Below are 11,944 nucleotides of genomic sequence, written 5' to 3'. Positions count from 1 at the left end.
CGCACACCTGCCCAAACGCGCGACGCCGCACCCCGCAACGACGAAGCGCGACTCGGGCGCCGCAGGTTTTCGCAGCATGTTCTTGATATGTTCCAAGGTCGACGTCGTCAATGTTGGGGCAGTCCGAATGGCCGGGCCCGCCTGAAGCGCCACATACGAACCTGAGCGATGGCGAAACACAGGCTAGGGCCGCTGGTGGCGGCATTGCCGAGTGATGCAGGTCTGCGGTGTGAGGGACCGCTTCTTGCTAGATCATCAAGGTCCGGAATTGGCGGCCTAGCCGACTTGCTTTCAGGACAGAAATCTAGGCTGGCGAAGACGCCTCCCGTCCCAGCGCCACCAAGCGCTCCTCGCAGATGGCGCGGACTTCCATCTGCAACGCGCTGATGCGCTCGGTCAGCCAGGCCAGCTCCTCGGGCGTGACCTTATAGTGCCGGGAGTAGCGCGCCTTGATGTAGGCGGCGCGGAGCAGCTCGAAGCAGCGCTTCTCGAACTTGGTATCGGTAGGCCAAATCGCGGTCAGCCTCGGGTCCAGAGGCTCGGCGAGGCTCCGCAGTCGGACGAGGTTGTGTGACTTTGGCGTGTACAGCGTCATTACGAGAAGCAGACAGTTATAGAGATGCTCGGTTCCTTGGTGGAGCAGGAAGGCGGCTTTCTTCGAGAAGCCTCGTTGCTGACTGAAGGCCGCCAGCTCCAGGAACTCGTCGCTGCTGCCCATCCAGTCCTCAAAGTAAGTGCGCGCTTCTTCCAGGGCCGTCGCGGGAGCCAGGTCGCACGGGGCGGCGAGGGCGTGGCCGGCGGTGTTGTGGAGCAGGATGCCGTCGCGGACGATGTCGATGAAGAAGTAGCGGCCGCGTTCAAGCTGATGGTTCACGTCCTGAAGGCTGTGGACGATGAAATTGACCGGGGTGCGCAGGTGCTGTCCGGCGGAGAGTTCCTTGAGGATCCGGGCCTCGGCGGTTTCCCAGAACTCCACCGTGTCGGCCAGGTCCTCGTGGTCGACGATGATCAAGAGGTCATAGTCGGAGAAGTATCGGCCGATCGGGTCCTCGACCCATTCGTTGCGGGCATAGGAGCCGAACAGGATGATCTTCAGCACCTGGCCGTTCTTCAGCCGCGGCGCCATGCGCTTGGCGGTGAGCTTGCCGAACTCCTCCAGCAGGATCTCGACCAGATAGGCCAGCTCGCGCTGTTTGCCGCCGGGCAGGTGTTTGAGGTCGGTTCTCATGCGGGGCCATGATCGGTGATTGGCGGGCCGTTGCAAAGGCTCGGTTGCGCAAGTTCAGGTCGAGGGGCGTCAGGTTTCATCGTCGCCCCCGTCTGGCGTGGAATTGGGTGGTGGGTTGGGGTTGAGCCAGCTGTCGGCCAGGGCGTCGCGGGCGGCAAGGTCGGTTTCGAGATCGGTGAAGATGCGGCGGAAGGCGGCGATCAGCCGTCCAACCTCGATGCGGGCGATGTCGTCGGCCACCCGGTCGTCGAACCGGCGCAACGCCGTCATCAGGGCGCTGGTCAGCTTGTTATCGATGCTGCGCAAGGCGAAGGCGGGAGACCCGATCAGCACCGCCACCACGATGGCGTTGGGGTCGGCGTTGGTGGCGGCGGCGAACGACTTGATCTTCTCGAAATCGAGATGGGTTCGGCCGGCCTCGAAGTGCTGGTAGGTCCGAGGCGCCAGGCCCATGGCCTTGGCGACGTCGATCTGCCTCAGGCCGCGGCGGCGGCGGATCAGCCGCAGCGTCTGCGACAGGATCGCGCTTTCAGCGGAGACTGCGTGCAACGCCGACATGGAACGCGGACTCATTTGGACAACTTGGGGGCATGACAGTGTCAGCCGCGCGCGGCCTTCAATCAATGGTGGCGCCTAGATGTCAAAGGAAAAATCCGCCTACGCTCAATAATTGGATGGGTGACTGAAGGAGCGGTGAGAGTGGATGGCATTCAGATGCGCAAGGAAATTGCGTATGTGGCGCAACGAACCGGCGTATGACTTCGCATGTAGTCGCGTGTTTGTGCTGGACGTTGGTGGAATGGCGTTTTGTCTAACGATATAGACCTGATCGAACTGGACAGTCGGAACGGGAAGGAGCCAGATACTGCATCGCCTGGGTGTGGAGTGTTGAGGCCTTGCGAAGCCGGGACCCCTTCGGCGCCGCCGTCGAAAAACTGCGCGGCCAGATCCGGCGGGGCGAGATCGCGCCCGGGGAGCCGCTCATCGTTCTCGACCTGGCCCGTGTGCTGTCGTTCAGCGCCACGCCGGTGCGCGAAGCCCTGGCCTACCTGGCGGGAGAAGGCCTGATCGACGGCCGCCGCGAGAAGCTTCGCGGTTATGCGACCTGGACCCTGACCGCTGTGGACCTGGCCGATCTCTACCGACTCCACGCGACCCTGGTGCTTCTCGCGCTCGGCGAGGCCGCGAGGCGAGGCGCGCAGCTCGACCTTGGGCGCGCCCTGGCAGGCGCCGACGATCTCGCCACGGCGGCCGGATATGCCCGGGCCACCGAACTGGTCTTCGACCGCATCGTGAGGGGCGCCGGATCTGCGGTCATTCGGCGGGCGCATCGTGTTGTCGCCGATCGCCTGCATCTGGTCCGATTGCTGGAACCCAGTATTCTCACCGAGGCTGCGCAGGAGCTTCGGAACCTTGCGGCGTTCAACGACGCGGGCGCCCTGCTGGCCCAGGCTATTCGCACCTATCACCGGCGCCGCGCGGCAGACAGCGAACGGTTGCTGGCCGCGGCCCAACGGCGCGCCAGCGCCGGGCCCTCAGCCCCATAGCTTGGGGCCAATGCGGAGCGCTCACGCCGGTGGGCGTGGGCGCCAGAGATGGCTGCGGAATGGCTCGCAAAATACTGAAATTATATGAGGAATATAGATTGAATACACCGCTCCGCAGCCGCCCCCTGATGACGCCGCGATGTTGCGGCGAGACCATCGGAAGGAGGCTATCATGCTGAAGTTTTCTCGCCTGATCTCCCTGGGCCAAGCCAAGCGCCTGACCCTCGGCGGGATCATCGGCCTCGTGCCGGAAGAGTTCGACGGCGTCTACGAGGCCTAGGCCGGCGACCGGTGGCGGGCCGAGCTCGCCACCGGGCTTTCCCCGGGAGGGACTTCCGCCGTGACCGACTCCAACTGGCGTTTTCCGAGCCATGTTCACGCCACGACCAGTGGCGGGGACCTCGTGCTGCTCGATGTCCGAAGCGACGCCTACTTCTGTCTGCCCGATGTCGGGCAGGACTTTCAGGTGAGCGCGGCGGACCGCGCCGTTGGAACCTTGCCGCTGGAGGTCCGTACCGAATTGCAGGCCGCCGGGCTGCTGGTCCGAAGCGATGGCGCGCCAAACGGCGAGCGGCCCGCCTTGGCCCCGCGGGACGACCTCTTTGATCAGCCATTTCCGGCGCCGACCCGGCGCGAGCGTCTGGATTTCGCAAGGGCGCTCGTCGGGATGGCCTGGACCTACCGCGGTCGGCCGTTCGAACACATACTTGCCGGCGCCTCTGCGCGGAGCCTTGCCTTGGGAAGAGGCGAAGGCATGGTGGGCGAGGCGCTCGTCCGGCGAAGTCAGGTGTTTCGTCGCCTGCTGCCTTGGTCCCCGGTGCAAGGCGCCTGCCTGTTCCAGGCCGCGCTGCTGCTAGAATTTCTCGGCCAGGCCGGCCTGACCGCCGACTGGGTGTTCGGCGTGCGCACATGGCCGTTCGGGGCCCACTGCTGGCTGCAGGCCGGTTCGACCGTGCTCAACGACACTGTCGATCGTGTGGCGGCCTTCGATCCGATCCTGGTCGCCTAGGTGGCGGCCTATCTGGCCCTGATGTGGAGCGACGAGGCGCCGGCGATCGTGTCTGCGGTCCTTCAGAGTCTTCCCACCGACAGTATCTGGGCGGTATCCGACATTGGGTCCCGCCACATGATCTTCACGCGCGGGCCGGTCTGGCCGCGGATCCGGCGACTGCCTGGCGAGCGCGGTCACGTCATCGGTGACTTTTTCCGGCGCAGCTTTGGAAGTCCGCCCGGCGACGAGGTCGAGAGCCTGACAATATCGCGGCGGGCCAGCGTCCTGACCATTGCGCGAGATCTGAGCGACACCTACTGGGGGCGCTACGTCGCCTTGATCGCCGGCGGGCCTGACGCCGCAGCGAGTGTGTTCCGCGACCCCAGCGGCGCTTTGGACGCCATGGTTTGGCGCCAGGACGGGGTTTGCTTCGCGGCGACCCATCTGCCCGACTGGCTGCCGCGACAGGCCTGGCCGGAGCTTTCGATCGACTGGGGCCAGGTGGCGGCCTGTCTGTCTTCCACCGCGGCCATGGCCGGCGCCTGCGCCCTGAAAGGCCTGACGGCGATCACGCCGGGCGCCTTGTTCACCTTCGGCGCCGGCGAGCAGCAGGTCTGGCGGCCTGCGGAGATCGCGCGGCGGACCCCGCCCAAGGACGCCGCGCGGCTCTTGCCCACCGTGCTCGACGCCTGCGTCGCAGCCCTCGCCGGTGGGGGGCGGGTCTCCGTCGAGATCTCCGGCGGCCTCGACTCCGCGATCGTCGCCGGCAGCGTGGCGACGACCGTCCCCGACAGGGTCGCCGAGTGGATCAACTACCATGCCGCCGACCAGGCCGGGGATGAGCGGGTCTATGCGCGTGATGTCGCCGCGCGGTGGAGCGTCCCGCTGACCGAGGCCTTCAAGCCGGACTTCGCCGTCACCGGCGAGGCCCTGGCCTTGGTCTCCGATGGACTGCGGCCAGGCCTCACGGGCAAGGACATCGAGCGGGATCGGCATGCCGCGGCGCGGATTGTGGAAACCGGTGTCGAGCGGGTGATGACCGGGCAGGGCGGCGACATGGTCTTCTTCCAGACCCCGACGCCCCTGGTCGCCATCGACCATCTGCGGCGCGTGGGACTGCGAGGCCTGTTCGATCCCGACGTCGCCGCCTTGGCGCGCTGGACCCGGACGTCGCTCTGGGCCATCGCGGGGCTGGCGCTTCGCAGGTCCTCCCGCTGGCATGGGGTGCGCAGTGTGGCGAACCACCCCTGGCTGGCCGATACCGACGACCTGCCGCCGGCCAAGCAGACGCAGATCGCGACCCTGGCCCAGGCGCTGTTCGTCCATATCGAAGGGCTTCGGGGCCGGGCCGGCGAGATCGTCCATCCCCTGCTGGCCCAGCCTGTCGTCGAACTCTGCCTGTCCATTCCGGTGCCGGACCTGACCGTGGGCGGGCGGGACCGCGGGCTGGCCCGTCTGGCCTTCGCCGAGCGATTACCGGCGTCGATCCGCACGCGCCGATCCAAGGGTGAACTGGGCGCCTATTACGGCCGGGTGGTCGGCGCGAGCCTAGAGGTCCTACGGCCCCTGCTGATCGACGGGCGTCTGGCGGGCGAGGGGCTGCTCGATCGCGCCCGGCTGGAGACCATGCTCACTCGCGAACACCTGGTCTGGCGCGGCGACTATTCGGGTCTGATGACCGCGGCCGTGCTGGAATCCTGGGTGCGGCATTGGGAGGCGCGGGGCCAGGGCGCCCGGCCATAGTCGCACCGAGGCCCGCACGAGGCGGCGTTCGAGGATCCAAATCCAGGCGAAATCCTCCGCCGAAACCGTTCGTTTACCCGGGGGGCTGGAGGCTCGCCGGGCGCTTGTCGAATCCAAGAGGCGCGTGCCAACTCCTGGTCATTCCTGTAAGGTGTTTCCATGACCCAAGCCGTAGCAAAGTCGCGCAAGCCGAAGGCTCGCGTTCTGGGGACGAAGGCGTTCGCCGCCATCAGCGCCGTCGAAGGTTTGCGACTGAGCGCCTCAAGTCGCAAGCGCCTCGACCTGCTCAAGGCTTCCGGCCTGACGACGGAGGAGCGTCGGGCTGAGGTCCTTCGCACCTATGCGAGTCTCGGCAAGAAGAGATGAGCGGCGAGGGCTACGACGCCTTCGACGATCCGTACGCCTATAGGGGCTCCAGCGTCCTGAAGAACAAGGCGGGGCTGCGCGACGTGGCGCTGCTCGAAGCCTTCGAGCTCGAACTAACGACCCTGCGGTCGGAAGAGCCGCTGCCTCAAGGCCGCTTTGGCCCGGCGCACTATCGCGCGGTGCACAAGCACCTGTTCCAGGATGTCTACGTTTGGGCGGGGCGCTATCGCACCGTCAGGACGTCCAAGCAGGGCAACGCCTTCTGCTATCCCGAACACATTGCGCGAAGCATGGACAAGGTCTTCGAGCGGCTTCAGGCGGCGCCTTTCACAGGCGGCGCGCCGTTTGAGGAATTTGTGGCCGCTGCGGCGGACTTCCTGGCCGACCTTAACGCGATCCATCCCTTCCGCGAAGGGAATGGGCGTTCGCAACTGGCGTTCCTTCACCTCCTTGGCGCCCGCGCCGAGCATCCGCTCGATCTGCGCAAGGTGAGGCGCTCGACGATTTTGCCCGCGATGATCGTGAGCTTCCACGGTGATATCCAGCCCCTGGTGGTGGAGATCACGAAGCTTCGGGCCTGACCTATTTGTGAGGTCGCGCTTAGAGACCTGTCGACGACCACCATCGTTCGCGCGATCAGGCTTTCGAGTTGAAAGGGCGCGGACGCGCGGATGGCTGGAGCTGTGGGGCCGGGCGCCATCGGGGCCCGCTCGGCGCCGGGCTAAGTGATCCCCAATTAAAGTCGGCTTTGCTTAGGTGCGGCGTTATTTTAGCGAATGGCCTTTCGCTTGAACAAGCGGCCTGGGGGGATGGCCACCCAGGTCGCGCGCCCTGGTGCAACGGCAGCGGTGACGGAGGGCGGCGCGCCAACCTGGCTTGGGGACGGCATGGTCAAGGCCAGCCAGTCGAAGATCCGGCCATAGAAGTCCGCGATGTTGGCGGGACTGGCCGATACGTGGCCCTCGCCCCTATAGGTGACCATCTGCGCGTCCTTGCCTTGTCGGTAGAGGGCCGAGAACAGCTCCTGGCTCTGGGCGATATTCTCCTCGTCGGTCTCGCCGTGGATCAGCAGCACCGGGGCGGTGATCCTGTCGGCGGCGAAGAGATTGCTGTTGCGCAGGTAGCGCTGCGGATCGGCCCAGGGCGGCGCACCCATGGAAAACATGCGGGCGCGGCAGCGGGCGCGGTCCGCCTGGAGGCGCTCCCGCGAGAAAAGTACCGCCTGAACCCGCAGAAGCCCGCCTCCGGGTCGACGCATCGGCTGTCGTGGTCCGCTTGCGCCACTTGCGCACAGTCTTGGGGTTTAGCCCGTAGCAGCGGCAAGGGCCCTGCTGCTCCCTTGCGGCACTTGGAGCTCGGCTCGAAGACGCGGCGTCGAGCGGGCGTTGCCGTGAAGAACGCCTCCCATGACGCATCCTCCTCCTGACGACTCAGGACTGTTTATGCACCATCAGAATTCGGGACTGAACACCTAGATGACCACTGGCGGGTTCACCCTTGGGGGCTTGGGCCGGGCGACCGGCTTGCGGAGCAGACGGCCCACACGCATCAGCAGCTGTTGGTCCTGGAAGGGCTTCGAGAGGAAGTCCAAGGCGCCGAGCTTCAGGGCTTCCTGCACGTCAGAGCTTTGGTTGCGCGCCGTCAGCACCAGGGTCGGAACCGCGATCCCTAGCGCCTTCATCCCCCTCAGGACTCCAAAGCCGTCCAGCTTCGGCATGTTGATGTCGAGCACCATCGCGGCGGGCGCGACCTCCTTGAGCCGGGCTAAACCCTCATAGCCGTCGCGGGCGCTGAAGGTGTGGAAGCCGGCCAGGTCCAGTCTCGTCGTGATCAGCTCTAAGACCAAGGGGTCGTCCTCGACCACCAGGATGCGGGGCTGTTTGATCTCGTTCAGCATCGGCGTTGGTCGCCCTGCTCGGAGATCGGCTCCCACTGTGTCCAGTGCGAGATGGCCTGGATGAGGCTAGCGGCGTTCACCGGTTTACGGACGACGTCGTCAAAGCCATCCTCATCGGCATACCTCTGAAGGTCCGTATCCGCTGAGAAGGCCAGAACGGGGATCGAGACGTTTGGTCCAGGCTCACCGCGCAGACGCCTAAGGGTTTGCGGTCCGTCCATGCCGGGCATCCGGATGTCGAGGAGAATGACGTCGTAGGGCAGGGCCGTGGCGAGCTCCAAGGCCTGGGTTCCATCCACCGCCTCGGTGACCTGCGCCCCCACCGCCTCCAAAAACGCCCGGGCGAGCGTCCGGTTCATCGGGTTGTCGTCGACCACCAGCACCCGCACGCCGTCCAGGGTCAGAGAGGGGCCCGCAGCCGGGGCCGCAGCCACCTCGGCGTCGGTCTGCGGCGCGTCAATGAAGAAGTGGAAGGTCGATCCCTGACCGGGCGCACCCCGGACGCCGATCTCACCCCCCATGGCCTCGACCAGGCCCTTGCAGATCGCCAAGCCTAGGCCCGTTCCGCCGTGACGGCGGGTGGAAGAGGCGTCCACCTGCGAGAACCGTTGGAAGAGGCTGGCATGCTGCTCCGGCGTCAGGCCGCCGCCGCTGTCCTCCACCGCCACGTGCAGGCGCTGGAGGGGGGCGTCGTACCGCAGGTGAAGCTGGACGAGGCCTTGTTCCGTGAACTTGATGGCGTTGCCCACGAGGTTGAACAGGATCTGGCGAAGCCGCTCGGCATCCAGCTCAAGGACATCAGGGATCTCACCGTCCGAGCGGAACTCCAGGGACAAGCCCTTGGCCTCGGCCTGAGGTGAGAACATCAGCAGCGCATCGTGGGCGACATCCACCGGCGAGGCCGGGCGAGGCTTGATCTCATACTGGCCGGCTTCGAGCTTTGAGAAGTCCAGGACGTCGTTGACGATGGAAAGCAGGGCTTGGCCCGCGCTAGCGACCCGGCCGACGTGACCCCGGGCGATCTCGTCCAGCCCTTCCCGGGCCGACAGCAGGCTGGAGAAGCCCAGGATGGCGGTCAGCGGCGTGCGGATCTCATGGCTCATATTGGCAAGGAACTCGCCTTTCGCCGCGGCGGCGGCTTGGGCGGCCATCGTGGCTTCGGCCAGGGCGGTTTCCTGGGCGACCTGGACCGTGACGTCTCGGATAACGTCGAGGAAGAGCTTGGCCTCGTCGGGCGCCTCCTCGTGTAGCAGGGAGGGGTTGGATTCCAGCCACACCCAGCGGGCGTCATGTTTGTGCCAGACGCGCCAGCGGACGGGCTCGCCGGGGCGACCCATGGCGACATTGCTGAACACCCGCCGGACCGCAGCGACATCTTCGGGGTGGGTGAGGTCCAGCGGGCGCATGCCGACGAGTTCCCGGCTGTCGTAGCCGGTGATCGCGCGGGAGGACGGCGCGGCGAAGGTGATGCAGCCATCAAGACCGGTGGTGACGATCATGTCAGTGGCGTTCTCGGCCATCAGGCGGAATCGCGCCTCGGCCTCGGCCAAGGCGGCGTAGGCCGCGCGCCGCTCGGTGATGTCGCGCATCTGGGAGACCAGGGCCACGGATTGTCCGGCCTCGTCGCGCATCAGCGCGGAGCGGCCCTCCATCCAGACATACCCGTCCCGCGTGCGCATGCGCAGGCTGCGGTCGCGGGTCGCCTCCACGTCGCAGCCCGCCGCCAACTCGGCGACCGTGGCCAGAACCCGTTTCAGGTCCTCCGGGTGGATGAACTCCCTGCCGCGGCGCCCAACCATCGCCTCGGGGTCGTGACCATAGCGGCGGACGGAAGGGGAGACGTATTGGATCACATCGTCCATACCAACCTTGAGGACGATGTCGCTCGAAGCCTCCGCGAGCAGACGATAGCGCTCCTCGACTTCGCGATGGAGAGTGAGGTCCTCTATCTGGGAGACGAAGTGCTTCGGCTGACCGGCGGCGTCAAGGACGAGGGAAACGGAGAGCCGCACCCACACGGTGACGCCGTCGGCGCGGAGGTAGCGCTTGTCCATCTGGTAGCTTGGAATCTCGCCGGCGACGAGGCGGACGACGTGGCCGAGGTCGATGTCGAGATCATCCGGATGGGTGATGGCCTGGAAGTCGAGGCGCAGCAGCTCGGCCTCCGGATAGCCGACGATCCTGCAGAAGGCCGGGTTGAGCTTGAGGAAGGCGCCCTTGAGGCTGACCAGGGCCGTGCCGATCGGGGCGTGGTGGAAGGCGTTCTCGAAGAGGTCGCGCTGCACCTTTTCCCGCGCACGGGCGCCGGCCAAGGCGGTCTCCGCATGCTTCCGGGCGCTGACGTCACGGAAGGCGTTGAGGATTTCGAGGGGCCGACCGGTGGCGTCGCGCAGCAGCTGGGGATTGCCCTCCAGCCAGACCCAATCTCCGCTCTTGGTGCGGTAACGGTGGGCGCGGTCCGCCGAAGGGTCGACCTCGCCACGGCCCAGCACTTTCAAGTTGGCGACGAAGCGCGCGAGATCCTCGGGATGAACCAGGTCCGCCGCCGATTGGCCGATCAGCTCCTCGGGTTCGTAGCCGAGAGCCCGGCACGCCGGGGAGAGATAGAGCAGGCGGCCGTCCAGACCGGCGCGAACCAGAATGTCGGTGCTCGCTTCAACCAGGCGACGGTAGACATCCGCGTGTTCCGACGCCCGATCGTCCTCATCGCTGATGCTCATCTCGACGCCCCCCAGCGCGCGAGGAAACCATCCTTGCGCGAACCGACCGTCATTCAACGACCTTCGCAAATGGTGAACGCGTAGAGCGTGGACACCCGATCTGGTGCGACAGAACGACCGGATGCAGCCTGGAGGCGTGCGGCGCGGCCGATAAGGCCACCTGCGATTGTTGACGGGGCCGCGGAGCAAGCCGGTTCGCGCATTTGGCCCCTGTCAGCTCAAGCAGCCTTGATAGCCTCGACGGGTAGGACCCGGTCGGTGGGCGCCTTCTGGGTCCACGGCCACCCCGTCGCGGCGCGTCACGCCGATCTCGCCAGACGCGCCAAGAAGCCTTCCGTAAGGGTGGCGAACGCCTCGAGTCCAGCCTCCATGTTCGGCCTTGCGACAACGAAGGATGGAACAACGACCCCCTCTGCGGCCCGGCGCTCGATGAGGCCTAGGCGCAGCAAATTGTTGGTGCGGCGACGGGCTGTTTCATATGGCAGGAGCAGAGACGCCGCGACGGCGTTGACCCTTACGGGTCGCCTGCAGTGACCATGTCGAACGCCGCCAGCTCTTCTGATGTCGCGCCGAGCGTCAGGTCCTTTGCCATGTGTTCGACGTTCGAGACCGACACGGCGCAGAGGCAGAGTAAGAGGACGTCCACGAGATCGACCCCCGCCGTGCAGGAAAGCAGGCAGAGACCGTCGATGAAGTAGTCGACGGAGATGCGGACGGTCTGACGGCGAATATCGACCTGGGGGGCGTCCGCCTGCCGTGTCGCGGTGACGCCAAAGCGGCCCAACTTGTCCACGAAGTCCGTGGTGAGAGACCAGTTCTGATCGATGGCCAACAGGTGCCGTGGGTTCGCCAGGGTCAAGCCGGGTACAATCAGACCGCCGGCGACGCCGACACATAGGCCAACCTTCTTCAAAGCGCCGACGTGACGCCGGACGGTCTCATAGGGACGCCGCATATCCCTCGCCAGGGTATAGGCGCTGATCGGCAGACGCATGGTGTCTGGGGGTATCGAGGTAAGGCCAGCATACTGCGTGCGGGCGCCTGGGTTCTCGGTGATGGCGCTCACGTTGGCGCGCGAGATCGCCAGGATGAGGAGGGCTTTGATCAGATCACGGTCGATGGCCTCAGCCACCAGACGCGCGGCCTGAAGAAGGTAGTTGGCGCCGAGTCTGGTAGTCTGCCGCTTCAGATCGGCCTTGGGCGCGCCTGACGCCATGTTGCTAACGAGGGTCAAGCCACCCACTCCGCCGAGGCCCAGGTAACGCTTCTCTGGGCTTCCTGCGCTCCGGTCGGAAGGTGACGGACGTGCCTAGCTCGTGTCGCGCTTCGAAAACTTTCCGCGCGGCGTTTCGACCTCATCGCTAAGCAATTTGATAACGTTGTTATCTGAGGTTGTGGGATCACAACTTTGCATCGGCGGGACGCCTGGTGCGTTGAACCGGCGCCCCATCC

General features: G+C 66.0%; 11 protein-coding genes and 1 pseudogene. 5 read left to right on the top strand and 7 right to left on the bottom strand.

All coding sequences use genetic code 11. The features are described from left to right. Positions 1-304: 304 nt before the first annotated feature. Together ACO06I_RS06890 and ACO06I_RS06885 are read right to left on the bottom strand one after the other, a co-directional pair. Positions 305-1,228 (bottom strand): HEPN domain-containing protein, encoded by a 924-nt coding sequence (locus ACO06I_RS06890; RefSeq protein WP_421931840.1) that lies wholly within the window; start codon positions 1,226-1,228, stop codon positions 305-307. A 69-nt stretch (positions 1,229-1,297) separates the two neighbouring features. After that, complete coding sequence (locus ACO06I_RS06885; RefSeq protein ID WP_421931839.1) at positions 1,298-1,786, bottom strand: helix-turn-helix domain-containing protein; 489 nt, start codon at positions 1,784-1,786, stop codon at positions 1,298-1,300. 338 nt (positions 1,787-2,124) lie between these two features. Between ACO06I_RS06885 and ACO06I_RS06880 the strand changes: the two genes are divergently transcribed. The 5 genes from ACO06I_RS06880 (at position 2,125) to ACO06I_RS06860 (ending at position 6,456) form a co-directional block, all read left to right on the top strand. Further along, positions 2,125-2,775: a GntR family transcriptional regulator gene (locus ACO06I_RS06880; RefSeq protein ID WP_421931838.1), complete on the top strand. Its 651-nt coding sequence runs from the start codon at positions 2,125-2,127 to the stop codon at positions 2,773-2,775. A 340-nt stretch (positions 2,776-3,115) separates the two neighbouring features. Further along, the gene (locus tag ACO06I_RS06875) at positions 3,116-3,784 is read left to right on the top strand and encodes a lasso peptide biosynthesis B2 protein (protein ID WP_421931837.1); all 669 of its coding nucleotides are present in this window, start codon (positions 3,116-3,118) and stop codon (positions 3,782-3,784) included. 117 nt (positions 3,785-3,901) lie between these two features. After that, positions 3,902-5,509, top strand: a complete 1,608-nt coding sequence (locus ACO06I_RS06870) for an asparagine synthase-related protein (RefSeq protein ID WP_421931836.1) — start codon at positions 3,902-3,904, stop codon at positions 5,507-5,509. 159 nt (positions 5,510-5,668) lie between these two features. Further along, entirely contained in the window at positions 5,669-5,875 is a 207-nt protein-coding gene (locus ACO06I_RS06865; RefSeq protein ID WP_421931835.1) for a hypothetical protein, read from the top strand. Beyond that, a complete protein-coding gene (locus ACO06I_RS06860; RefSeq protein ID WP_421931834.1) occupies positions 5,872-6,456 on the top strand; it encodes a Fic/DOC family protein in 585 nt (194 codons plus the stop codon). The genes ACO06I_RS06865 and ACO06I_RS06860 overlap by 4 nt, the downstream gene beginning before the upstream one ends. Positions 6,457-6,644: 188 nt before the next feature. On the opposite strand, the gene ACO06I_RS06855 is transcribed toward ACO06I_RS06860, so the two are convergent. The 5 genes and pseudogenes from ACO06I_RS06855 to ACO06I_RS06835 all read right to left on the bottom strand — a co-directional run bounded on the left by ACO06I_RS06855 (position 6,645) and on the right by ACO06I_RS06835 (position 11,726). Then, positions 6,645-7,031 (bottom strand): alpha/beta hydrolase family protein, encoded by a 387-nt coding sequence (locus tag ACO06I_RS06855; protein ID WP_421933604.1) that lies wholly within the window; start codon positions 7,029-7,031, stop codon positions 6,645-6,647. A gap of 97 nt (positions 7,032-7,128) precedes the next feature. Then, positions 7,129-7,283, bottom strand: a pseudogene (locus ACO06I_RS06850) (IS481 family transposase); the annotation flags it as partial. Positions 7,284-7,346: 63 nt separating this feature from the next. Continuing rightward, complete coding sequence (locus tag ACO06I_RS06845) at positions 7,347-7,772, bottom strand: response regulator transcription factor (protein ID WP_421931833.1); 426 nt, start codon at positions 7,770-7,772, stop codon at positions 7,347-7,349. Continuing rightward, positions 7,766-10,492 carry a PAS domain S-box protein gene (locus tag ACO06I_RS06840; RefSeq protein ID WP_421931832.1) on the bottom strand — a complete coding sequence of 909 codons (2,727 nt, stop codon included), beginning with the start codon at positions 10,490-10,492 and terminating at the stop codon, positions 7,766-7,768. The genes ACO06I_RS06845 and ACO06I_RS06840 overlap by 7 nt, the downstream gene beginning before the upstream one ends. 514 nt (positions 10,493-11,006) lie before the next feature. Beyond that, positions 11,007-11,726, bottom strand: a complete 720-nt coding sequence (locus tag ACO06I_RS06835) for a hypothetical protein (protein ID WP_421931831.1) — start codon at positions 11,724-11,726, stop codon at positions 11,007-11,009. Between the last annotated feature and the right edge of the window lie 218 nt (positions 11,727-11,944).

It is taken from the genome of Phenylobacterium sp., assembly GCF_965229015.1.
Taxonomy (GTDB): Bacteria; Pseudomonadota; Alphaproteobacteria; order Caulobacterales; family Caulobacteraceae; genus Phenylobacterium.
This window is presented reverse-complemented; position numbering and strand designations above follow the sequence as displayed.

What these genes read in the sequence shown, in the direction of transcription:
- ACO06I_RS06890 (WP_421931840.1), bottom strand. Translation starts at nt 1,228, where the DNA reads ATGAGAACCGACCTCAAACACCTGCCCGGCGGCAAACAGCGCGAGCTG.
- ACO06I_RS06885 (WP_421931839.1), bottom strand. Translation starts at nt 1,786, where the DNA reads ATGTCGGCGTTGCACGCAGTCTCCGCTGAAAGCGCGATCCTGTCGCAG.
- ACO06I_RS06870 (WP_421931836.1), top strand. Translation starts at nt 3,902, where the DNA reads ATGATCTTCACGCGCGGGCCGGTCTGGCCGCGGATCCGGCGACTGCCT.
- ACO06I_RS06865 (WP_421931835.1), top strand. Translation starts at nt 5,669, where the DNA reads ATGACCCAAGCCGTAGCAAAGTCGCGCAAGCCGAAGGCTCGCGTTCTG.
- ACO06I_RS06860 (WP_421931834.1), top strand. Translation starts at nt 5,872, where the DNA reads ATGAGCGGCGAGGGCTACGACGCCTTCGACGATCCGTACGCCTATAGG.
- ACO06I_RS06855 (WP_421933604.1), bottom strand. Translation starts at nt 7,031, where the DNA reads ATGGGTGCGCCGCCCTGGGCCGATCCGCAGCGCTACCTGCGCAACAGC.
- ACO06I_RS06845 (WP_421931833.1), bottom strand. Translation starts at nt 7,772, where the DNA reads ATGCTGAACGAGATCAAACAGCCCCGCATCCTGGTGGTCGAGGACGAC.
- ACO06I_RS06840 (WP_421931832.1), bottom strand. Translation starts at nt 10,492, where the DNA reads ATGAGCATCAGCGATGAGGACGATCGGGCGTCGGAACACGCGGATGTC.